Genomic DNA, 22,186 nt, shown 5'->3' with positions numbered 1-22,186 from the left:
CGGCCTGGGCCGTTGGCCGCGCCAGAGTGATTGATGCGTTTGTGTTGTTCATGGGTAGATGATGTGTTGCTAGAGGGCTTGGTTGGCGGCCTATTCAATGGCATCAGCATCGGTGCAGTGCTGTTGATTGTAGCCCTAGGGCTGGCCATTGTATTTGGCCTGATGGGGGTGATTAATCTAGCCCATGGGGAACTGATGATGCTGGGGGCTTACACCACCTATGTGGTCCAAAATGGCGCCAATGGCTTGGGAGACTGGGCCGTTGAGAGTTATATCTTGGTGGCGCTGCCCTTGGCCTTCTTAGTGGCGGCCTTGGTGGGATTGCTGCTAGAGCGCAGTGTGATTCGCTTTCTATACGGTCGCCCTCTGGAAACGCTATTGGCCACTTGGGGTGTGAGTTTGATTCTGCGTCAATTCGTGCGCAGCGTGAATTGGCCCATGGTGATCGGCCTGGGTGTCTTTGCCCTGCTATTTGGAGTGGGACGTTGGATCTTAAGCCGCTACACTGACTGGGCTCGAATTGCTCGTTGGGCCAATCCCGTGGTGTCAATACTATCAGCTGCCATTGCCCTGGTGGCTGGATTGGTAGTCCAGGGGGCTGGTAACCCTACCTTTACCCGGGCCTGGTTTAGTACCCGCAATGTGGATGTGACACCGCCGTCTTGGCTGCGGGGAGGTGTGTCTCTGGGAGCCACGCTGCAGTTCCCGTCGGCCCGGCTGTTCATCATTGCCTTGACCATTCTCTGTTTGGTGGCGGTCTACTGGTTTCTCAATGGCACCACTTGGGGCTTGAAGATGCGTTCTGTCACTCAGAATCGGGCCATGAGTGCCTGTTTGGGCATTCCTACCGAGCAGGTAGACGCCCTTACCTTTGCCCTGGGCTCTGGGCTGGCTGGGATTGCCGGCTGTGCGGTGACGTTGTTGGGCTCTGTCGGCCCCAATTTGGGCGGCAATTACATCGTCGATGCCTTCATGGTGGTGGTGGTCGGTGGCGTCGGTAAGTTGGTGGGCAGTATCGTGGCGGCCCTGTTGATCGGCATTGTCACGTATCTGGTGGGGTCGGGCACCGTAGCATTGCTGCTGACGGGGAATGAAGCCCTACAGCCGGTGACTGACTTTTTCACGTTTTTTGCCACGACCAGCATGGCTAAGGTGATGGTGTTTGCCCTAATTATTGCCTTTTTACAGGTGCGACCGGCGGGGTTATTCCCTCAGAAAGGTCGATCGGTGGAGGCATAACTCAGCATGACTGTAAACACCTCTTCGCAACCGCGTCCTTCGGTGAGTGCCAGTCGTAAGCGTCGCTTGGTGATTGAGCTCGGTGCGATCGCAAGTATCGCTCTGGTGCTGGCCTTACTGATGCCGTTGCTGCTCACCGGCTTTCGCCTAGGGCTGCTGGGGCGCTTCCTGGCCCTGGCCATCGTCGCCCTGGGCATCGATTTAATTTGGGGTTTCACCGGGCTGCTGAGTTTGGGCCATGGCATCTTCTTCGCCCTGGGCGGCTATGCCTTTGCCATGCACCTGCAGCTCAATAGCCTAGGTGAGGGTCAATTACCAGACTTTTTTGGACTCTATGGGGTCACCCAACTGCCCTGGTTTTGGCAGCCCTTCTACTCCTTACCCTTTACCCTGATCGCCTTAGGCTTAGTGCCCGCTATTGTGGCCGGGCTCTTGGGCTATCTGGTCTTCCGTAACCGCATTCGCGGGGTGTATTTCTCGATTTTGACCCAGGCGGCCCTGGTCGTTTTCTTCAACTTCTTCAATGGTCAGCAGAAGCTGATCAACGGTACCAACGGCCTCAAAACCGACACCAGCGTGTTTTTAGGTCGGGAGGTGGGCAGCGCTGCCATGCAATTCATCTTTTACCTAGTGACGGTGGCGGCCCTGGTGCTGGTCTATGGACTCTGCCGCTGGCTCACCAGTGGCCGCTTCGGCCGTCTACTGGTGGCCATTCGTGACGATGAAAACCGGGTCCGCTTTTCGGGGTACAACCCGGCTGCCTTTAAAGTGCTGGTGTTTGCCGTCTCCGGTGGCATTTCTGGCATCGCCGGCGCCCTCTACACCGTGCAATCGGGGATTATCTCCCCCCAGGTGATGGAGATTGCCTTCTCCATCGAGATGGTGATCTGGGTCGCCGTCGGCGGTCGGGCCACCCTAGTCGGGGCCATTTTTGGTGCGGTGCTGGTGAATATGGCCCGCAGTCTATTGAGTGAACGCTTTCCCGATGTTTGGTTGTTCTTCCAAGGGGCCCTGTTCTTAATCGTCGTGACGGTATTACCCGATGGCATCATTGGCTGGCTACGACGTCAGTTCGGCCTGCAAGTGCAGCGCTGGCTGGGGCTGACCTCACCGACTCTGCTGGCCCAAGAGGCCATGGCAGCAGAAGAGTCGTCGACCAATCCCCTGACAGAGCCCCAAACCCTGAAGGAAGGTCAACCATGAGTACCCTGCTGGATATTCAGGCCTTGACGGTCAGCTTCGATGGCTTCAAAGCCCTTAATGATCTCAACTTTCGTATGGAAGAGGGAGAATTGCGGGTGATTATTGGCCCCAACGGTGCCGGCAAGACTACCTTCCTCGATGTGATCACGGGCAAGGTCAACCCCACCACGGGCACGGCCTATTTCAAGGGCAAGGATCTAAAAAAATATAAAGAACACGAGATTGCCCGACTCGGCATTGGCCGCAAGTTTCAAACCCCTCGAATCTACCTGAATCTGACGCCGCGGGAAAATCTAGAACTCTCTGGCAACCGGGCTAAGAGTGTCTTTAGTACCCTACTTGGCCAGGCTGCCACGGCGGAAAAGCGCCAAGTGAGTAGCCTGTTGGAGACCATTGGCCTCGACTATAAGGCCGATGTCCCGGCAGCCTTGCTCTCCCATGGCGAGAAGCAATGGCTGGAGATCGGCATGTTGGTAGCCCAGTCCCCAGATTTGTTGTTGGTGGATGAGCCGGTGGCGGGGCTGACGGACGAAGAAACCGAGAAAACCGGTGAATTGCTGGTGGCCCTAGCTGAGAGTCATTCGGTGATCGTGATTGAGCACGACATGGAGTTTGTGCGCCAGATTGCTCGCCAGGTGACCGTGTTGCACCAGGGCTCGGTGTTGTGTGAGGGCACCATGGATCAGGTGCAGAGTGACCCCCGCGTGATTGAGGTGTATTTAGGTCAGGAGGTGGAGGCATGATCCATAGCGCCCCGGCGACGATGCCCCAGGATCCGTTGACGGCTCCTATGCTGCACATCTCAGGGTTGAATTTCTACTATGGCGAAAGCCATATCCTCCGGGATGTGGACCTCACCGTGCCCAAGGGGCAAATGGTGTGCCTGATTGGCCGCAATGGGGTCGGTAAGACGACGCTGCTGCAGAACATCATGGGGCTGTTGCGCCCCCGCCGCGGGGATATTTATTTTCAAGGACAGTCCATCGTGTCGCTCTCTCCGGATCGGCGGGCGCGTCTGGGCATTGGCTACGTCCCCCAGGGGCGGGAAATTATTCCCCGGCTGACGGTGAAGGAAAATCTGCTCATCGGCCAGGAGGCACTGGGAACACGAGGTCAGCGGTCCCAAGAAGTGGCTGAGGAAATCTACGCACTATTCCCGGTGTTGAAAACCATGCTGAACCGCATGGGAGGCGACCTCAGCGGCGGCCAGCAGCAGCAACTTGCGATCGCACGGGCCATGATGGGCCAACCCCAATTACTGTTGTTAGATGAACCCACCGAGGGGATCCAGCCGTCGATCATTTTGGATATTGAGGCCGCCGTGCGCCGCATCATTGAAACCACTGGCATTTCCGTCTTGCTGGTGGAACAGCATCTCCACTTCGTGCGCCAGGCCGATTACTACTACGCCATGCAGAAGGGCGGCATTGTCGCGTCAGGGCCCACCGAAGACCTCAGCAACGAGGTGATTCAAACTTTCCTGGCGGTATAGCACGATACCCTTCCCATTGCGGCTTCTCAAGATTTACTACGGCCTGTTGCTGACCGCAGCCGACCAGGGCCATGGCCGTAGACACTAAAATTAAAGGAGTTTGCAGAGGGATCACCCATGTCCAAAGAGAAGGCCCTTGATTTTCTGTCGAAAGCCGCTGAAGATCAGCAACTAAAACAACGGCTACAGGATGCCGATCATCCTAACGAGCTGGTGAACTTGGCCCAGCAGCATGGCTATGAGTTCTCATCCGATCATCTGAAGCAGGCGATTCCAGCCATCCAAGAGAAGCGAGGTTTCTTTGGCGACCTGGTGGATGCTGTTCTAGAACTGTTTGGGCCCAACCATGACGACTATCCCCCGACTGGGGTGCAGCCCTTCAGCGGCGATCCCAATAAATAACCTGAGTTCGGCATAGGTGCAGCTATGGCAGTATCGTCACCCCACAGCGGTGGCAAACCAGTTAGCCTTCCTAGACTGGACACTTGAGTGCTCAGCCCTGTCCTCAGCTCGCGATAGGTGTGCCTGGCTTAGCTCTAGTCTATTTACCGCGTGCAGTCGTATCTTCACAGATAGCGGCTGCATTGTTTTTAGGGGGACGATTGAGTCGGGGGCAAGATCATGACACGGTTCGGCTGAAGGAGGATATCGATTTAGGCGATCGCGTTCATGCGCCTGCCGCAACGCTGGGCTCGATTGTGGAGGTGCTGAATCAAGGTGAAGTTTACTTGGTGGAGTGTTTCGGGGATTGGACGAGTTGACGGTAGTTCTCTACGTCTGCCATTTCACAATCACCTCCTCATTATGGCTGTACAGTACTCGTTTTTGAGAGGTTGCTAATGTAAGTTGCTCTGCGTCAAGCTAACCTTCGGTTTGAGTATCCAGAACCGTGATCACGTCTACATTTCTGGCTTTTAGGGCACTAATTAAGGCTTGGTCCATGGAGTCTTCGTCAATGTATAGCCGAATTTCACTCATGGCTAGCTGGCTGATTTCCACCATGAAGCGACTCTAAACGCTTGGCTTCGGCAGCTTGCATCGCCAAATCAGTTTCTATCTCGGTTTTGTTGGCGTGGTAGTAAGTAAGAGCCGCATACACTTCTGCGAGGGTCAGATTGCCGATGCGATCGCAGATTTCCTCTGCATTTAAACCCCGCTTGTACCAAGTAACAACGCGACGCACGGTAATACCTTTACCTGAAATATGGGGACTCCCGCCATGGAGGCCGGGTGTGCGTGTGACCAGTGTGCCGATGTTGGTTGATGCAGTCGTCATTGGTTCTTTCCTTTACTGTATGAAGCCTTCATCCCGTTTCGTTGGTCAGCTTCAATTTTGTTGAAAGCGCTTTCTTCTAGCGCGATCCTTTGCTGAATAATTTGAACAAGCCAGGACTCTACACTGTCTGCGTGGTACAAACTAGCAAAAAATGAGGCTTTTTCAGCGACGTCCTCTGGTAAGACTAAAAAGGCAGGCTGTCGATTCACTGCAATGGACTCTTCCCAGGCGGTCTCGTCATCAGCTTGTTGCTCAACGATGCGATCAATCTCTGCTTCAGATAGTGCGTGATGGGGGTTGGGGCTGATACTCATAATGGCCATCCAGTGATAATACGAACGATGTTATGCTCCTTGAGCTGAAAGATGATCTTAAGCCTACGTCTACCAAAGGTTACACCGATAAGCTGATAGCGATCGCGGTAAGACTTGTTGCGTTTGACTTGGAAATTGGCTGAGAAACATTGGATAGCTTCATTTTTCGCTAGTTGCAACCCAGACCGCTGCATCCGCATCCCAGAATGCATTGACTTGAAAAATCAGCGCTGACATTATCGCAATTCACCTGCTCTGAAGTTGGTGTACTTCTTAGTTTAGTCGGTGTCTAAGGTTAGTTCCTGCTCGGTAACGTTTCCGGCTTTAGCGTCTTGTATGGAGCCCATCAGGTGGGCAGCATTAGCGGGATTGGAGAGGAGGTAGAGCGTTTCTTATACCAATTACATTTGAGGCTGCAACTATTGGCTGACTGAAACTCTTAAGTGTCAAGGCTTTCAGGAATTGTGAAGACGTGCGCTTCATACAAAATTGGTATTACCAGGCGTTGAATTCATCAAGCGGCATGACAACGACGCGATCGCCCTTGTCGTTACAGAGAATGGTGGGCTGTACGTCAGCAATAACTCGTTCAATGAGTCCGTCGAGGTCTTGTTCTGCCTGCTTAGTCGTGATTGCGTCCATAGAAACCTCCTTTGAGCTATTGTCATTCAACTCTAGTAGAATGGCACTGACATAAGCCGTATCAAGCAACTAGTTTAGCTTTCGCAACCGAGCGCGGTTCTTGCATTCTGGGGAACGGTTTGGGGCGACGTTTGACCACTCGGGGTTCTGAGCGGTGCGGTCGAAAAGGGATAATCAACTCCCGCACAGCGTTTAACAAGGCTTGGTAGCCTTGCGGTCGCGCAGATGGCGAGAGATGCAGCAACTCGGGTCGGAAATGATTGAATTGTTGCCGCGTGCCCTGTAGGGAGAGCCGCAAAGCCCCGACCTCGGCATCGGCGCCGGCTTCCCACATCAGCGTTCGCAGCAGATTGTAGGCCAACAAATGCACCCAAATACTTTTAGTCACCATGGTAGGGGTTTTGGCGGCAATCATCTCCATGGCTAAGGTGGTTTTGAGATGTCTGAGATTGACTTCAGCGGCTTGCCAACGCAACTGATAGAGTTGGGCCAATTTGGCTCTAGGATAGCGTTTGGGGTCTATCAAGGTGGTCACTACCACAAAGTTGCTCGGGCGAAACCCAGGGACTTGAATCGAGAGATAGACTTCGCGCACCTCAAGCGCCTCGGGCAACGCCTCAAACTCCTCCGGTGAAAGGGCATGAGGACATTTTTTCGGGCGCTGCCACCGGACGATGTGGTCGCCAATGCCTAGCTTTTTGCCGCGCCTGAAATCACAACGGCGTTGATGATGCTTGCGAAAGACGGCATCGGCTCCCATCGCGGTGACTCCAGCCAAATCGACATAGGTGCCGTAAGCCGAATCGGCCACCACCACATCCTCTGGGCACAACGTCTGATAGAGGTGACGGGCTAAGCGCCATTCACTGACCCGAAAGGGAGCCATTGCGACTTCCAATACCGCTCCTGTGGTCACACAAAACCACACTTGCAGCTTCAGGAGGGGAAAGCCACAGCCGCTCTTTTGATTACTGTGCTGGGGATACGCCCGTTGATTCACTTCGGTATCGCTCATCAAAATCGTCGTCGCATCAAACGCCCTCACGACCCGACCGCACCACCGCTGAGCTGGGGATACCTGCGCCTGTAAAGCCGTGGCGACGCGCTTTACAAGCGGTGGAAAAATCGATTCGGGCCAGCGTTTGCGGGCTTTGCTGTAGGCGCCCGTATCCGCCGACGGCACGCTCAATCCAGCCACCCGCATCCAGGTCGTCACGCGCTTGACAGCATGGCTCAAACTGCTGTCCGAATCGAGAACTTGCGACAGCCAACTCCACAGCACCACTATCGGGGTGTAAAGCACTTGGCGATAAGTGACTCCCTGGGCCTCCAGCACCGCCTGAATCTCTGCTTCCGGCAGCACATCGCTAAACGGTAGACCGATGCTGTTCTGGTATTGCTCCTTGAGGACTGCTGCACGATTCGGCATCATAGAGACATGGTTATGGGCTTCGACGCTTTGATTCTTACAGATCAAGCGCTTGAAGCCTTTTTTGCTCTCTTATGTCAGTGCCATTCAACTCTAGTTCATTTAACTGATGAGCTGAGCCTAAAAGCCCCAGTAAGATGGGCAAAGCGCAGCGTGCCCATCAGCTCATCAGCCATTTACTTTATGGACTACCGACGCTATTACCACCCTGGAGGAACGTACTTCTTCACAGTCGTCACGCAAAACCGTCAACCGTTGCTGATTCGCAATATCGATCGTCTCAGAGCAGCTTTCAGACACGGAATGCAGCGACATCCCTTTGTTATTGACGGCATTGTAGTACTGCCCGACCATTTACATACTCTCTGGCGATTGCCCGAGGATGACGATAATTTTTCGATACGCTGGATGGTTATCAAACGTAAGTTTTCCGCCGGATTAAAAGACGGCTGCGTGAATGACTCTAAACGACGCAAGCGGGAAAAGGGCATTTGGCAGCGGCGCTTTTGGGAGCATTGGATTCGAGATCAGCAAGATTGGGAGCGGCATCTGGATTACATCCACTACAATCCGGTGAAACACGGCTATTGTGAGCAACCTGCGGATTGGCCTTATAGTTCGTTTCATCGAGCGGTTACGCAAGGGTTTTACCAAGCCGACTGGGGAACCCATATGGAGGCTATTGCGGCTTTTGATGATATGGAATTGGAATAGCAAGGCGGAGCATGGTATTCGAGGGGTTTGATGGGCACGGGCAGAGCCCTTTGCCCATCAAACTACTGGGACTGCTCAATTTGCGGATACGACGTGACCCCCGGTGCCAGGTAACAAACCTCCGAAACACCTGATTTTCCGTGTGGAGGAGGTTAGCAATAAAACGTTTGGATCGGGCTGGAGCGCTTATCTGCTACAGTTTACAAGTCTGGATGCGAGAGAAGGAACAACCAACAACACCCCACCCCGTCCGAACCCGACTCCCTTCACACGTTGGAGGTGTCCACGAGGGAGGTGTCCGTCCGGGGCTGAGGTATCAAAAGTTACTTGACTGTAGCGGATGTACTCTCCATTTACACGCCATCCGTTGCGATCGCTCATCTTTTCATAGGCCGCGTACACGGCATCTCTATCTTCAACCTCTAGGCCATCGTAAAAGCCACGGCTGACCAAATCGACAAAGTTACCTGCCGTAATCGGCGCACTGTAGCCATCTACGAAATCAAGCTTACCACCCACCTCTATCCAAATCTGCTTCTGCACACTAAAGCCGAATCGGTCATTACTGGCAGTAACCCAGAGGCCATCAATAGTTTGCAGATCGGCACAGGGAAAACGTTTGATGTCGTCGATATCAAGATATTCTTGCTCTTCTCGATCAGCGGCTTTTAACATAACTCTGTAAGTTTCTTCATCGGCTTCTCGCCAGCGCTTGGCCCTTAGATAAGCGCGCAGGCGACGATAATCAACCCCCTTTTCAGAGCGCAGTCCAACCCGATCGATGGGAAGTACCTGGGGGGAAACCTGAAGCAGTTTTTTAATATCAACAGTCTCAAAACTGTAGGTGTCTTTCCATTGATTGTCGTCCCCCTTTGAGGTGTCGCAGCCTAAACGCAGCAGTTGAGCCAGTTGAGGCTGGTTGATCCAGTATTCCACCCTGGGGCTCGCTGCGTCACTAGCTATTTGTTCCCCATTGGCATCATTCTGATGGCCGTTATTCGATGTATCCTGCGTGCCAGCGTATAAAGCCCGCTTCTGTAAGTGAGACAGTAATGTCTCATCTTTTTCTAGGTCTACCCGTAAGAGCGGATACTTGATACACAGGGCCGTAAATTTGCTGAGCTGTTCCAGGGTTAGGGGAAATTCATATATTGCACCTGATGGGTGAGTTACTTGATTGAAAAGCCCGGTATTATCAGCAATAAAAACTCGTAATCGAAACAAATTAATAAACTGTTTGATGCGCCGAGGGTTATATAGCAAGCCTAACTGAATTTAGAATGAGAATCGCTTACAAAGCCTATAGTCTATGGAATGCTGTTCGAAATTCAACTGTGATTGCTATAGTCCAATATGGGAGCCATCCTCAGCACAATCTGCTTCACCAATTCAGAATCGTTGGTGTACTTAATGTCATATACTTGCTGAGTAATCGTTGACTCTACTGATATTTCTTCAGACCGATTGACCGGGTTGGCCCCAGTTTCTGACTCTCCTAAGGTGGTTGCTGGTTCCGCCGGAATGTTTAGCCGTCTCCGCGACCATGCTGTTAATTTTTTCCACCTGACAGCCCAGCTGTTAGATAATAAAGGCTTTCGCCTGGAAACGGCACTCTCTGAAGCTAGAGGCTGCTGAGGCGACAGGGTTGCCAAAAACGATACAAATTCTCGTTCAGACGGCTGAGGTACTTGAAAGGGAAGCTGCACAAACTTTTCAATAAATTCATAGCCATATTCCAGCCCCCTGAGCTCGGTTCGGCTGGCTTGAGTAGTCGCATTCAAAACCATTGCAGAAGATTGCAAATAGGGCATAATATCTTTTTGTTTTAAGGCAATGACTGCGGCTACTTTTTCGCGATCCATCCCCAAGATAAAAATCAGATGTGGGTCATTGGCAATCATCAAATTTAACCCCTGCATCAAATCGGCAGCTTTGGCCATCTCGCAGCGGTCTAAATCATCAATAAACACATAGACTTTGCTACCTTTACCTGCATAGGCACTCACAATTTTTGCAAAGTCTCTGTGAAACTCTTCAATAAAAGCGACCTGCCCTTGATAGTCAGGACTTTCCAGGTATTGCTTCAAATCGTTTTTAGGGTTGCCAACAATCTCGCCCAACTTAACAAGCAAAGCTAGCGAGCCGGTTGTCGAACCCGCAAACCCACCTAAAAACAAGAGCCAATTCAGGATAGACCCTGATGTTGATCGATCTGCTTCAAAATTTAAGCAAGCTTCCGAATTTTGCGGGTTGCTGTTGTCTGTATCTGACGGGTCGCTATTTTCAGTCTCTGATTGAGGCGACAACCGACAGACAATTTGATCTGACAGTTGATTGACGCCATCAAGCCCCACTCGCCAAACAAGCACCGGGAGAGCCACCGCAAAGCTGACAAAGAACACGCTCAACGAAAGAATACGAATTAAGTCTCCCCAGTTTTCACGCCACTTAAGCCGCTGCCAAAACAGCTTCCAACTACCCTTCCAGATCGACCATCTTTCACCCATGGTTTGGGGCGTCGTGATCTGCTGCAAAAACTCCAGAGCAAACGCCGCCCAAAGGGCTTCCACTTTGTCGTGCCGCCAGGCATTAAACCATACTGTCTTGGGCTTAGGCCTATGCCTGTTCTCTTCGATGCGCTCAATTTCTAGCTGCACCTGCTTCATTAAGGAAGACTTGCCACTGCCCCATTTTCCCTCAACCGAGAGCGTCAGCGGCGGCTGGGTTTTCTCACTGGTCAAAAACTCGGCGATCGCCAACACATAGGGCTGAAACCCTAATGAATCCGCTTCAGACAGCTGGTCACTAATGTTGGCTAAGGCGATGGACGCTTCTGGATTCTGAGATGCTTCACCTTGGGGCTCCTCAGTTTCAGTAGATTCTAGTGGAGGCGATTGAGCAGATTGGTCATTATCTTCAGGATTAGGAGTGACTTGATTGGGATTGGTCATAGATATAAGCGTCAATAACCGCTGAATCCAGCACTAAAGCTATCTCCAACCTCGGTAACACTTCTGAGGTTTGCACTTCGCCACTATGTTGATCTGCTATCGTGCGGTTGAACTTGCCCTTAGTTTAATGCTCGGACTGGGAATAAATGGCCGCTGTCTGCTTCTGATAGTCGGTGGCATCTTTACGCCATACCAGCCGATGCCCCCTGAGTTCCGCTTCATGCTCGGCTAAACACTGCTCCCAACCTCGACAATCAAAAATGGCCTTGGGGTCTTCCAGCAATCCCCATTTTCGCTCTTGCTGGCTGAGCTTGGCGAACTTGGCATAGCCCGGATAGTCCTCGGTCACGAGCTGATCTTTTTGATGCAACAGGGGCGGATTGTCCTGGTCGTAGTCGCGGTAGCGGACGTGCAGATCGCGGAGGGTGATCGTACCGCCCTCGCCGCACAGGAATGTTGATAATCCATTCAAAGGCGTCTTCTTGCCAGATTTCGTGAGACTCGAAGCGAAAGCCCAAGGTTTCGAACCAGCCGCGCATCTGTTGGGCTAGGGCAAAGGCTCTGCACTGTTCGGCGCTGAAGGTCTCGGGGGCGATCGCCGTTCCCGGTAAAGCGGGATATTCTTGAGCCGCCAACCGAGCCATTTCGGTGCGGATTCCCTCTATGGTCGGCAGGCGATTTAGCCGCTCTTGCAGGCCGCCAATCTGGCGATGCAGGGATTCCAGCTTTTGCTCCGCCAGAATCTCAGCGGGAGTGCGGGTGCGTTTAGCCACTTCAATAAAGACCGCCGCAAAGGCGTAAAACTCGCGTCGGATATCGACATTATTGGCCTGGAGATCCGCTTGAAGGGGATGGTCGGCGAGAAAGGCTTCGCCGTTCTTCAGCAAAATGGCGGGCGTGTTGCGCTCCAGGGCTTCGCGGAAGAGTTCCTGAATCTCGGCTTGGCGAAAGATTTCTAGCACTGAGCGCGGTTTGCCCACGCCATATTCCACCAGGGCGTACTGATAAACTCCGGTGAAGTCTGCAGGCGGATGGTCAGGGTCGAGATTGAGCCGCTTGAGCAGCTGAATGACGCGCTCATTGCGGTTGATGCTTCCCATCGCCGTCTCGAAGAGCATATTTATCAGATTATCCAGACCAAACACAGGCTTTCTCCCGTCACTTTTCTCTAGTGAAAACCAACGGCTCTGCAGGAATGAGTATGCTGGTGTAGTAGATGCTATACCGTATCGCTATGGTACCTCTCTTGAGTGAACTCTTGGGGTTGTCTGGCATTGATGTGGAGTCATACCAGGAGAGCGAGGATGGCTTGATTCTGGAGGTAGAAGCGCACAGGGACACAGCAATCTGTCCTCGCTGCGGGACTTTGAGCCACCACCTCCATCAGAATCATGGCTACCTGGTGCGTGACCTACCCATCAGCCATTACCGGAAGACCTGGTTACGGGTGAATCGCCGCCAGTTTAAGTGTTCGACCTGCGGTAAACCCTTCAGCGAGGAGCTGGAGTTTGTCGGCGCGCGTCGGGTGTACACGGACCGGTATGCCGAGGTGGTGGTGAGTGAGGTGATTCATAGTAATACGGCTAATGTGGCGCGACAGCACGGGTTGAGCGAAGATATCGTCTGGTCCATGGTGGAGTATGTCAGCGAAAAAAAGTCTGTATTGACTTGAGTGGATTGCGGCGGTTGGGCATCGACGAAATCGCGCTACGTAAAGGTCACAAGGACTTTGCTGTGGTCTTGAGTGACCTCGATACTCACAGGCTGATTGGGATGGCTCCAGCGCGGACTCATGCGGCGATTGAAGCCGTGCTCAACACCTGGGGTGCCGAAGTGCTCTCAAACATTGAAGAAGTCAGCATGGATCTCTCCGGCAATTACCGGGGCTTAGTGCATCGCCTGATGCCTCAAGCCGAGATTGTGGCCGACCGTTTCCATGTCATGAGTCTGGTCAATCAGGAATTGAATCAAGCCCGTAACGCCCTCCGGCGGACACCCGAGGCTTTAGCCGAGGGCGTCACTCCTGAGGCGGCTAAAGCAGCGCTCAAATCCAGTAAGTATGCCCTCCTCAAGCCAGAAGCCCATCTCACCAAGACCCAGCAGGACAAGCTCGTTGAGGTCAAAGCTGTTTCGCCGAAACTCGCCTTGATGCATCAGACCAAAGAAGCCTTTAGGACTCTATTTGAGGCTCAGTCTTGGGCTCAAGCCCTGCCGGGTTTCCTGGGCTGGATGGGAACCGCGCAATCCCTCTACCCCGAGGCTGTGGCAACGATGAAGCGATGGTTTGGCGAAATCCTCCAGTACTTTGAACACCGCACCACAAGCGGTGTCGTCGAAGGCATCAATACTCGCCTAAAGTTGATCAAGCGCTCTGGTTACGGGTTCACCAACTTTGAGCGATTTCGGCTCCGCTGCCTCATCTGCTGGCATTTTTCTCCTGCTGCTGCATAATTATCCCAGGAGAGCCAAACCAACTTGCTCGAAAACGCTCGAAAGTTTACGAAGCGCTCAACAAAGCAATAGGTGCGGTATTGGGTTTGGATCTTAATCCCACCAGAAGGAAATCACGACGGCATCTTGCTTGCCGCCAAAGGTTTTGCCCCACAATCCTCTTCGCAGCCGGAGGGCAACATAGTCCCGAAATTCCCAGTCTTCCTCTTCTTCGAGGTCATTGCCGTCACACACATCGACCACGTCGGCTCGCCACTTTTTGCCCAAATCCATCAGCTGAGCCACTAAAACATCCTGGTTTTCGGTCAGCACGTACAGCGTGTCGGCAGGATAGGGAATAAAGTGCAGAATGCTCGTCTCTGACATCGGGCGATAGTTGGCCATGGCCAGTAGGGTATCTAAGATGCCGTTAAAACTCAGTCCGTCTTTGTCGGGGGCGTAGATGGGCTTGGTGAAGAGAAAACTTTTCCAGAGTTCGGGATGCTGAGCGAAATCGGTGATAACCTCTTGACCGTCAAACTCGTTAAACCGTCGCTGCCATACCAAAGCGGCAATGAGCTCTTGCGGGGAGTGAGACTGGGCAACTGCGGCCACCTTGTCAACGTCAAGCATCAGAACTCATCCTCTGCTAATTAGGTCTTTGAGGATGCTTCACTGCAATGTATTCATGAGCCAACGCATGAGGGTGCTGTCGTCTTCGGTTTGGGAGCGGCGTAGCGCCTCTTCCACCAAGCTGACCTCTAGCCCTGACAACGCCTCTGACATTTGAACTTCACCGCTGCGCTGATCGGCAACAGCAAAGGCAATCACATCCTGTTCGGCGACGTTCACCACCCAGTACTCCGATACGCCCAACCGCTCATAAAGCAACCGCTTCGCACCCAAGTCATCCTTAAAGGTGCTACCGCTAATCTCGACCGCTAAGGTGGGTGGCCCAAATACATTCACATCAATCGGTGCATTATCCTGAGGCGGAATCTGAAAATCTGCTCCAACGTAGAAAGCCATGTCAGGCTGACAACCTCGCTCCCCAGGCTTATAAATGCTGCAATTCATTAAGCCGACAACCCGAAGGTTACGAAGCATCCCATAAAGACTGATGACTTGAGAAATCAGTGTGTTTTGTCGCGCATGTCCTCGACCCGAGCGGAGCCATCTCAATCCTCATGTAGCCATTGTCAAAGTAGCCGCGACTTTTCTCATACTGCGGATCGTCCATGGCCGCTGCAAACTCTTCCCAGGTAGCTTTTACCCAAGTATCGGTTTGAATCTGAGAGGTCGATAGAGTCATAGCTTGATGCTCGCGATCGCAACCCGTGAACTTGATTCTAGTTTAATGCTCGGACTGAGAATGAATGGTCACCGCCTGTTTCTGATACTCGGTCGCATCTGGACGCCAGACCAGCCGATGGTCTCTCAACTCGGCTCCGCAATCAGCTAGACACTGCTGCCAACCACGCAGATCGTAGATCGCTTTACTATCTTTCAACAGGCCCCACTTGCGTTCTTGCTGGCTGAGTTTGGCGAACCTGGCGTAGCCGGGATAGTCCTCTGTGATGAGCTGATCTTTTTGGTGCAGCAGGGGCGGGTTTTCCTGGTCGTAGTCGCGGTAGCGGACATGCAAATCACGCAGGGCGATCGCCATGCTGGTGTGCAAGGCCGGGTGCGGTTCTCTGTCAAAGTCGGGATAGAAAAGGTAGGTGATCTGGGGTTTCTGGACGTGGGACTTCACTACTGTGGCTTCTTCGGGGTGTCCGATGGTGCGGGAGGCGCAGCCTTCATAGAGGCGCAGCCGCGGGTCAAGTTGATCTAAGGCTGAGATATGCACCCACAGGGAGTTGAGGCGTTGTTGCCCGATGGTCCTACCGGACCGGTCTCCGACCAACGCACTCTGACGACACCGATCAGCAATCATTTTAGTCCGCCCCAGGCTCATCAGTATCAGGTCGGCGGCGGTAAAGGCTTGCTGGTAACTGCCGAAGAGGGATCTGATGTCGGCTCGGAGGGTGGGGGAGAGGTCTTTGAACTGGGGGCGTTGTTAATGACGAAAAGTTGGCGCGAATTCGAGAGTTGATTGCGGCAAAGACTGGGCCGCAGAAGTGGGACGGGACGGAGCATCGTGGCGATGAGTGGTTACCAGAGATTTTGCCCGATGGCAGCGTCCAACCGTTCCTATTTCCCAACCGTTAGGATAATGACAAACATGGGGTTAGCAGCATGGTCGATACTGCATCACGTCCACAAGGCATTGCAACGGATACCTGGATACCTGCCACCTGGGAATCGTATGTGTCGCTGTGTACTCGACCCGGCTTTGACAAAGCTCGGTGCTACTACGACAAAGGGTGGATGCGGGTTGAGATGGCAGCCTGACTGCCTGACACATCTTTTACTCTAGTCGGCAGGATAGAGAGCGGATGCGAGAGAACCAGATTTGGTCGTAATAGTCGTGCTCCGCTTTTTTGGAGGCAAAACAAGGCTCTGGGTCACGGACTAACAGCGCTATCGGCTCTAGAAGCTGTCGTCCTTTGTGAACGACTCCCTTAAGCCAGCGCAATCCAATCTTGAGGTAGCTGAGTCCGCGCCGCCAATGAGGGTCTACCTGCTGCCTAAGGCCTTCAATCTGAACCGCCATGCCAGTGGTTGTTCCATAAAGCAGTGCAATAGCGGCCACTAGATAAAGTCGCTCAAGGGCTACCGCTGAGCGGATTCGGGAGTCTTCAATCTCGAAAGCTCCTGATTTGCTATCCAAAAACAGCTCCTCTACTCTGAAACGCAACGCGTAGCGCCAGAGCGTCTGCAAGGTAGGCGGTTCATCGGTGATGACGGCCCAAGGCTCTTTGACGCCTTTAAGCGTCGCCAGCACGATGTTGCACTGGTGGGAGCCATCCTGCCACAGCCTGACATTTCGATAGAAAATCGCCTCGCCTTTTGGCGGCCACAGATATCTCACTTCAGTCGGATAACGCCTTGGCCCGTGCAGCAGGACATCGCAGGGCACTCGCAAGCAGTAGTGCCAACTGCTCGCTTGCAACCAACTCATCAAGTCGTGGTTGGCAAAGCCTCGGTCGGCCAGCAGCATTAGGTTCGGGTACTGCCTCAAAAGCCACCGGGCACGGCGCAGCAAAGGGCGGTATTCTTCAAAAGCCACCGTTGCACTGCCATGCTCAAGCACTCGCCACAGTAGCGGGACTGCTCGTCCGCAGCACACCACTGACAGGTGAATCATGCAGTATTGGTTCCACAGCACCGTTGTATCGAGTGCCAGATACAGCCGCTTGCCCTCCCACTGCCTCAGCGTCAGCAGCACCAGCGGTAGGTAGAGCTGATTTATCTCAACGAGCCGGTTGCCGAAAAATCGATGCCACCGCCGCTCGAAGCTTTGCGCTTTGTTGGCACGGCTTATCACGTAGGACTCCCAAGCAGGTGGGCTCAGCTCACCACTACAAATCAGGGCGGTGACCATCCAAGATAGGGCTTTGATATGGCGCAAGTCCCGGTAGTGGCTGTATTGACGCAGATAGTGCAGCAGTTGATCATAGAGCTGGGTAGAGCTTGGCATGTCGCTTTGGCCGTCAGTGTGGTAACTACAGCCTCGCACACGAGCTCTGCCTATTTCCTCTTTGTCCTGATATGACTACCTTTCAGCTACTTCTGTCAGGCACTCAGAATCTCACCATTTACTACAGTCCACACCAGCGGAAGTCAGAAGATTTTATGCAAAAACATTCTGAACCTTCTCTGGTTACTGAGACAATGGAGGCGGTTCAGAATATTTTTGGTCCGGACTTCTTCGTGGTACTGGACACCGAGCGCAAACCGCGCAGAAGCTGGGTGGTGTGGGAAGAAGATGGCAAATACCCAAACGTGATTGTGGAATTACTGTCGGATTCCACGGCTGACACCGACCGGGGTTTGAAGAAGCAAATCTATCAAGATACTTTCCGGACCCCCGACTATTTCTGGTTTGACCCCAACACGCTGGAGTTTCGTGGATTTCATCTGGTGGATGGGCAATACGTTGAGCGGGAACCGACTGCGGCAGGATGGCTGTGGAGTCTAGCAATTGCAGCTCTTTCTAGGGATCCGTGAGAACCAGTTACGGTTTTTCACTGCCGATAAGCAATTGCTGCCCACCCCCGAGGAAGCGGTGGTGGCTGAGCGGCAGCGCAATGAGATTCTGGCGGCTAAGCTTCGAGAGCTGGGAGTTGACCCAGATAAGCTTTAGATCACACGACAGCCTGTAGGGGATGCTTGCGTAGCATTTCTGGCAGGCCACGTTTGTGCTGCAGGACAGTTCTGAACCCGCTGGTTTCGACTCCGCTCACAGCAAGCCCCTCCATATCCCCCTATCTCCCCATCCCCCCCCTCTCCTCACTCCCCCACTCCCCACTCCCCCCTCGCCTCCGCTCGGGGCAAGCTCCCTCCTCTTCACAAAACGCCACAAACCTGAATAACTCCCCCCGGCTCAGACATATATCCTGGTGTCAACCCCCAGGACTGGAACGAACTCCCATGCGTTACCCAGCCAAGCTACTCGGTTTAGTCGCCGCCACCGCCTTATTCACCCCCCTCTCCCCTCTTCCCCCGACTCCCGCTCTCCTCCCCCCTGCCCTGGCCCAAGGCGAGAGCGCTGGAGACCGCAAAGCCGAAGCCGATCGACTCTTCCACCAAGGCATTCAGCAGTATGACACTAGTCAGTTTCGCGAGGCATTGCAATCTTGGGAACAGGCATTAGCTATCTATCGAGAGCCTAGGGTTCACGAAGCATTTCCTGAGGAAAGTCGCCAGCGAGAAGCTGCTGCACTTTATAACTTGGGCCTCGTATACAACAAACTCAGACAATATGAGCAGGCGTTAGCTATCTATCGAGAGCCTAGGGTTCGCGAAGCATTTCCTGAGGAAAGCCGCCAGCGAGAAGCTGCTGCCTTATACAACTTGGGCCTTCAACACAACAGACTCGGACAATATGAGCAGGCTATTAACACTTATCAGCAATCTCTAGCTATCACTCGCGAAATCGGCGATCGTGTTTTGGAAAGCTATGTCCTGGGTGATCTAGGTATTGCTTATCGCAATACCGGCCAATATGAGCAGGCTATTAGCCTCTATGAGCAGCAATTAGCCATTACACGCGACATTAGTGATCGCGCCGAGGAGGGACGTGCTCTGGGCAACTTGGGTAGTATCTATGATTCCTTAGCTCAATACGATCGCGCCATTGACTTTTACCAACAAGCCTTAGCCATTTTCCGAGACATCGGAGATCGCCATAGGGAAGCTACTGCCTTAAGCAACCTAGGCATCGCCTATGCTTCTCTAGGGCAATTTGAGCGCGCCATCGACTTTTATAGGCAACATCTAACCATTGCCCGTGACATCAGCGATCGCCGAGAGGAAGCTAAAGCCTTAAACAATTTGGGCGGAGCTTATCGTTTCTTGGGGCAATATGAGCGGGCCATTGATTTCCATCAGCAAGCCTTAGCCATTGCTCGCGACATCGGCGACAGCAGGGAAGAGGCCTATGCCTTGGACAATCTAGGAAATACCTACAGTCTCTTGGGGCAATATGAGCAGGCCATTGATTTCCATCAGCAAGCCTTAGTCATTGTCCGCAACACCGGCAACCGTTGGGGAGAGGCCTATGCCTTGAATCACTTAGGTAATACCTACAATCTCTTGGGGCAATATGAGCGGGCTATTGACTTCCATCAGCAAGCCTTAGCGATTTTCCTTGACATTCGCGATCTCCAGGGGGAGACTGTCTCCCTGGGCAACCTAGGCAATGCCTACTTCGCCCAAGGGAAATACGAGCGGGCCATTGATTTCCATCAGCAAGCCTTAGCCATTGATCGTGATATTGGCAATCGCTGGGGAGAGGCTGCTTCCCTAAACAACTTGGCTGGGGCCTATTTTTCACTGAGTCAGTACGAACGGGCTATTGACTTCCATCAGCAAGCCTTAGCCATTGCCCGTGATATTGGTGACCCTCAATTGGAAGCTGATACTCTCGGCAATTTAGGTGCTTCTTACTTGTCTTTGGGTCAATACGAGCGGGCCATTGACTTTTTTCAGCAACATTTAGCCATTGCTCGCGAGATTGTTAACCAAAAGGGTGAGGTTACTGCCTTAGGTAACCTGGGCGTTGTTTACTTTTTTCTAGGTGAATACAAGCAAGCTATTGACTTCCATCAACAAGCCTTAGCGATTGCCCAAGACATCGGTGATCGCGCTGGAGAAGGACGTGCCTTGAACAACTTAGGTATTACCTACCGTTCTCTAGGACAGTATGAACGGGCTATTGACTTTCATGAGCAATCCTTAGCCATTAGGCACGACATTGGCGATCGCGGTGGAGAAGCTGCTTCCCTGGGCAACTTGGGCCTGGTCTACGCTTCCCTGGGCGACTATGAGCGCGCCATTGACTTTTACCAGCAATCGCTCAGCCTGACGCAAGCCATTGGCAGCCAGGCTGAGACGGGGATCGCTCTCAGCAACTTAGGCCACACCTTTGCCCAACTCGAGCAACCCGATCTGGCTATTGTCTTCCTCAAAGCCTCCGTCAACGTGCGCGAGTTGATTCGCGGCGGGTTAACCGGACTACCCCAAGCGCTGCAACAGTCTTATACCGACAGTGTGGCCGACACCTACCGTCGCCTGGCCGATCTGCTCCTGGCCAGAGGCGACATTCTGGAAGCGCAGCAGGTGTTGGAACTGCTCAAGGTGCAGGAACTGCAAGAGTTTACACGAGGGCGGGTGACCAATATCGAAACTCGGGAATTTGAGTTGGACGACGCAGAAGAGGTCGTTATGGAGGCTCATACTAACTTGGTCACCTTTGGGTTGGAGCGAGACAAAGCTGAAGCTGCATGCGAATTTCCTCCATCAGCAAATTGTGATGAAGCAAGACTGGCTGAACTGGACGAGCACTATGAAATGCTCAGTGCCGCGTTTAACCAAGCGGTGGATGACCTGAATGCCCAAAGACAGGCTGAGCAGGAAGCCCGTCGCGCGCGAGAGGACGAGCAGGTTTTGCAGGCGCGTCAGGAACTGGATCCGGATGGGTTTCAGGGGACGGCGGGTGTCCTGGCGGAGAAATATCCCGGGACGGTGTTGGTGTATCCGGTGGTGCTGGACGATAAGCTCTGGATCTTGTGGGGGTCGGCGGGCGGTGTGGCGGTGCCGATTGAGGTGCCGGTGGGTCGTCAGCAAATTGGCGAGGCGGTGCTCCAGTTTCGAACATTAATGGAAGCCTGTGAGTGGGGCGGCTGTGATGCCAGGGCTATTCCCGCCGTGCAGGCCGTGGCTCAGGAACTCCATAACTATTTAATTCCGGAACTGCTCGAACAAGAGTTGCAAGCCCTCCAGGCCACTTTGCCAGAGGGGCAGGTGCCTAATTTGGTAATCGTTCCCGACCTGGTCACCCGCTACATTCCCTTTGCGGCGCTGCATGATGGCGAGCACTATCTGATTGAGAACTATACCGTTTCGACCTTGTTGGGTGCCGAACAGACTGAAACCGATAATCCCCTAAGGACGTTGGATGAAACATCGGTCTTGGGCCTGGGGCTTTCCAATCCGGTGCCCGAGCATGGCTTTCGCTATCCCCTCGACAACGTGCCCGATGAACTAGCGACCATCGTCAAAGAAACGGAAACCGAACCCGGCATTTATCGGGGAGAAACGTTCTTAAACGAAGCCTTCAGCCAGGCGTCCCTGCGATTAGCGCGCAGGCATCAGGTTTTGCACATTGCCACCCATGGCGTGTTTGAACCTAATGCCGATGACCAGTCTTACCTGATGCTGGGCATCGGTGAACCGCTTTACATTCGAGAGTTGGAAACCGCGACCGATTATTTCCGCAATCTCAGCTTAGTGGTGCTATCAGCCTGTGAGACGGCACTGGCAGATGTCGATCAAAGCGGCTTGGAGTTAGCCAGCATTGCCAGCACCTTTCTCCGAGCCAGAGTCGATACGGTCGTTGCCTCCCTCTGGCAGGTGAGCGACCAGGCCACCAGCGACCTGATGCAGCAGTTCTATGCCAACCTGGCCCAGAGCACTCCCGAGCAGCGGGTATCGGTGAGTCAGGCGTTGCGGCAGGCCCAGCTCAGTTTGCTGTATGGCAACCAGCCCGGCGATCCCAGCGATCGCGACATCCCCCGCGCCACCATCGACCGGGAATACCTTGATGTGCCTGGGGACGATCAAAATTTACCCCGCACCGCCCATCCCTATTACTGGTCGCCTTTTATCATCATCGGTAATGGGTTGTGACGGAGAGGACTGACGCGACGATCCCCCTGACGATTCAGGTATATTGCATTTGTCAGGTAGCTTCTCTCTGCCGTCAACGGGGGGTGAAACGGTTGCTCGTAGTCAATGGCAAGGTGATAAGGATGTCGATATTGCTGTCAGGATATCGACACCACGCACTAATATGGCAAAAGACAGTATGGCAAAAGACAGACGGGCACC

The 22,186-nt window shown here is 53.2% G+C and carries 19 protein-coding genes and 2 pseudogenes; 10 read left to right on the top strand and 11 right to left on the bottom strand.

Annotated elements, in window-relative coordinates; translation table 11 throughout:
• The first annotated feature begins 66 nt into the window (after positions 1-66).
• From XM38_RS25255 to XM38_RS25235, 5 genes are all read left to right on the top strand, one after another.
• Positions 67-1,239 carry an ABC transporter permease subunit gene (locus XM38_RS25255; protein WP_080811223.1) on the top strand — a complete coding sequence of 391 codons (1,173 nt, stop codon included), beginning with the start codon at positions 67-69 and terminating at the stop codon, positions 1,237-1,239.
• Between the two features lie 6 nt (positions 1,240-1,245).
• Positions 1,246-2,442 (top strand): urea ABC transporter permease subunit UrtC, encoded by a 1,197-nt coding sequence (gene urtC, locus XM38_RS25250; RefSeq protein ID WP_080811215.1) that lies wholly within the window; start codon positions 1,246-1,248, stop codon positions 2,440-2,442.
• Positions 2,439-3,185 (top strand): urea ABC transporter ATP-binding protein UrtD, encoded by a 747-nt coding sequence (gene urtD, locus XM38_RS25245; RefSeq protein ID WP_080811214.1) that lies wholly within the window; start codon positions 2,439-2,441, stop codon positions 3,183-3,185. The genes urtC and urtD overlap by 4 nt, the downstream gene beginning before the upstream one ends.
• Positions 3,182-3,934: an urea ABC transporter ATP-binding subunit UrtE gene (urtE, locus tag XM38_RS25240; RefSeq protein WP_202978967.1), complete on the top strand. Its 753-nt coding sequence runs from the start codon at positions 3,182-3,184 to the stop codon at positions 3,932-3,934. Before urtD ends, urtE begins: the two co-directional genes overlap by 4 nt.
• Positions 3,935-4,051: 117 nt before the next feature.
• Positions 4,052-4,336, top strand: coding sequence for a Nif11-like leader peptide family natural product precursor (locus tag XM38_RS25235; protein ID WP_080811212.1), 285 nt, complete (start codon positions 4,052-4,054; stop codon positions 4,334-4,336).
• Between the two features lie 568 nt (positions 4,337-4,904).
• Here the strand turns inward: XM38_RS25235 and XM38_RS25225 are convergent.
• From XM38_RS25225 to XM38_RS25200, 4 genes are all read right to left on the bottom strand, one after another.
• Positions 4,905-5,210 carry a DUF433 domain-containing protein gene (locus tag XM38_RS25225; protein WP_080811210.1) on the bottom strand — a complete coding sequence of 102 codons (306 nt, stop codon included), beginning with the start codon at positions 5,208-5,210 and terminating at the stop codon, positions 4,905-4,907.
• Complete coding sequence (locus XM38_RS25220; RefSeq protein WP_137455227.1) at positions 5,207-5,524, bottom strand: hypothetical protein; 318 nt, start codon at positions 5,522-5,524, stop codon at positions 5,207-5,209. The genes XM38_RS25225 and XM38_RS25220 overlap by 4 nt, the downstream gene beginning before the upstream one ends.
• Positions 5,525-6,019: 495 nt before the next feature.
• Complete coding sequence (locus XM38_RS25205; RefSeq protein ID WP_187329539.1) at positions 6,020-6,166, bottom strand: type II toxin-antitoxin system Phd/YefM family antitoxin; 147 nt, start codon at positions 6,164-6,166, stop codon at positions 6,020-6,022.
• A 61-nt stretch (positions 6,167-6,227) separates the two neighbouring features.
• Positions 6,228-7,598 (bottom strand): IS4 family transposase, encoded by a 1,371-nt coding sequence (locus XM38_RS25200; RefSeq protein ID WP_080812500.1) that lies wholly within the window; start codon positions 7,596-7,598, stop codon positions 6,228-6,230.
• Positions 7,599-7,778: 180 nt separating this feature from the next.
• On the opposite strand from XM38_RS25200, the gene XM38_RS25195 reads away from it, so the two are divergent.
• Positions 7,779-8,309, top strand: a complete 531-nt coding sequence (locus tag XM38_RS25195; RefSeq protein ID WP_080811207.1) for an REP-associated tyrosine transposase — start codon at positions 7,779-7,781, stop codon at positions 8,307-8,309.
• Positions 8,310-8,495: 186 nt separating this feature from the next.
• Here the strand turns inward: XM38_RS25195 and XM38_RS25190 are convergent, their stop codons facing one another.
• The 3 genes and pseudogenes from XM38_RS25190 to XM38_RS25175 all read right to left on the bottom strand — a co-directional run bounded on the left by XM38_RS25190 (position 8,496) and on the right by XM38_RS25175 (position 12,405).
• A complete protein-coding gene (locus XM38_RS25190; RefSeq protein ID WP_187329538.1) occupies positions 8,496-9,533 on the bottom strand; it encodes a GUN4 domain-containing protein in 1,038 nt (345 codons plus the stop codon).
• Positions 9,534-10,137: 604 nt separating this feature from the next.
• Positions 10,138-11,134 (bottom strand): annotated as a pseudogene (locus XM38_RS29375) (KAP family P-loop NTPase fold protein); the annotation flags it as partial.
• Between the two features lie 380 nt (positions 11,135-11,514).
• Positions 11,515-12,405 (bottom strand): hypothetical protein, encoded by an 891-nt coding sequence (locus XM38_RS25175; protein WP_187329537.1) that lies wholly within the window; start codon positions 12,403-12,405, stop codon positions 11,515-11,517.
• Between the two features lie 89 nt (positions 12,406-12,494).
• On the opposite strand from XM38_RS25175, the gene XM38_RS26600 reads away from it, so the two are divergent.
• Positions 12,495-12,932, top strand: coding sequence for a helix-turn-helix domain-containing protein (locus XM38_RS26600; RefSeq protein ID WP_202978832.1), 438 nt, complete (start codon positions 12,495-12,497; stop codon positions 12,930-12,932).
• 14 nt (positions 12,933-12,946) lie between these two features.
• On the top strand, positions 12,947-13,711 hold the full coding sequence (locus tag XM38_RS26595) for an ISL3 family transposase (RefSeq protein ID WP_202978833.1): 765 nt from the start codon (positions 12,947-12,949) through the stop codon (positions 13,709-13,711).
• A gap of 93 nt (positions 13,712-13,804) precedes the next feature.
• Here XM38_RS26595 and XM38_RS25165 read toward each other — a convergent pair whose 3' ends face one another.
• From XM38_RS25165 to XM38_RS25145, 4 genes are all read right to left on the bottom strand, one after another.
• A complete protein-coding gene (locus tag XM38_RS25165; RefSeq protein WP_088431436.1) occupies positions 13,805-14,323 on the bottom strand; it encodes a hypothetical protein in 519 nt (172 codons plus the stop codon).
• A 39-nt stretch (positions 14,324-14,362) separates the two neighbouring features.
• Positions 14,363-14,797: a Uma2 family endonuclease gene (locus XM38_RS25160; protein WP_256995745.1), complete on the bottom strand. Its 435-nt coding sequence runs from the start codon at positions 14,795-14,797 to the stop codon at positions 14,363-14,365.
• Between the two features lie 247 nt (positions 14,798-15,044).
• Positions 15,045-15,704 (bottom strand): DNA phosphorothioation-associated putative methyltransferase, encoded by a 660-nt coding sequence (locus tag XM38_RS25155; protein ID WP_080811201.1) that lies wholly within the window; start codon positions 15,702-15,704, stop codon positions 15,045-15,047.
• A gap of 396 nt (positions 15,705-16,100) precedes the next feature.
• Positions 16,101-17,273 carry a transposase gene (locus XM38_RS25145; RefSeq protein WP_080809504.1) on the bottom strand — a complete coding sequence of 391 codons (1,173 nt, stop codon included), beginning with the start codon at positions 17,271-17,273 and terminating at the stop codon, positions 16,101-16,103.
• Positions 17,274-17,344: 71 nt separating this feature from the next.
• Here XM38_RS25145 and XM38_RS29310 point away from each other — a divergent pair.
• A pseudogene (locus XM38_RS29310) lies at positions 17,345-17,939 on the top strand (Uma2 family endonuclease).
• 287 nt (positions 17,940-18,226) lie between these two features.
• On the top strand, positions 18,227-21,985 hold the full coding sequence (locus XM38_RS25135) for a CHAT domain-containing tetratricopeptide repeat protein (protein ID WP_088431434.1): 3,759 nt from the start codon (positions 18,227-18,229) through the stop codon (positions 21,983-21,985).
• Positions 21,986-22,186 lie beyond the last annotated feature (201 nt).

It is taken from the genome of Halomicronema hongdechloris C2206 (genome assembly GCF_002075285.3).
Classification (GTDB): Bacteria; Cyanobacteriota; Cyanobacteriia; order Phormidesmidales; family Phormidesmidaceae; genus Halomicronema_B; species Halomicronema_B hongdechloris.
This window is presented reverse-complemented; position numbering and strand designations above follow the sequence as displayed.

Bases quoted from the DNA above. Each gene is read 5' to 3' on its own strand.
- urtE (WP_202978967.1), top strand. From the start codon at position 3,182: ATGATCCATAGCGCCCCGGCGACGATGCCCCAGGATCCGTTGACGGCT.
- XM38_RS26600 (WP_202978832.1), top strand. From the start codon at position 12,495: ATGGTACCTCTCTTGAGTGAACTCTTGGGGTTGTCTGGCATTGATGTG.
- XM38_RS25235 (WP_080811212.1), top strand. From the start codon at position 4,052: ATGTCCAAAGAGAAGGCCCTTGATTTTCTGTCGAAAGCCGCTGAAGAT.
- XM38_RS25135 (WP_088431434.1), top strand. From the start codon at position 18,227: ATGCGTTACCCAGCCAAGCTACTCGGTTTAGTCGCCGCCACCGCCTTA.
- XM38_RS25200 (WP_080812500.1), bottom strand. From the start codon at position 7,598: ATGATGCCGAATCGTGCAGCAGTCCTCAAGGAGCAATACCAGAACAGC.
- XM38_RS25225 (WP_080811210.1), bottom strand. From the start codon at position 5,210: ATGACGACTGCATCAACCAACATCGGCACACTGGTCACACGCACACCC.
- XM38_RS25195 (WP_080811207.1), top strand. From the start codon at position 7,779: ATGGACTACCGACGCTATTACCACCCTGGAGGAACGTACTTCTTCACA.
- urtC (WP_080811215.1), top strand. From the start codon at position 1,246: ATGACTGTAAACACCTCTTCGCAACCGCGTCCTTCGGTGAGTGCCAGT.
- urtD (WP_080811214.1), top strand. From the start codon at position 2,439: ATGAGTACCCTGCTGGATATTCAGGCCTTGACGGTCAGCTTCGATGGC.
- XM38_RS25145 (WP_080809504.1), bottom strand. From the start codon at position 17,273: ATGCCAAGCTCTACCCAGCTCTATGATCAACTGCTGCACTATCTGCGT.
- XM38_RS25165 (WP_088431436.1), bottom strand. From the start codon at position 14,323: ATGCTTGACGTTGACAAGGTGGCCGCAGTTGCCCAGTCTCACTCCCCG.
- XM38_RS25205 (WP_187329539.1), bottom strand. From the start codon at position 6,166: ATGGACGCAATCACGACTAAGCAGGCAGAACAAGACCTCGACGGACTC.
- XM38_RS25160 (WP_256995745.1), bottom strand. From the start codon at position 14,797: ATGCTTCGTAACCTTCGGGTTGTCGGCTTAATGAATTGCAGCATTTAT.
- XM38_RS25220 (WP_137455227.1), bottom strand. From the start codon at position 5,524: ATGAGTATCAGCCCCAACCCCCATCACGCACTATCTGAAGCAGAGATT.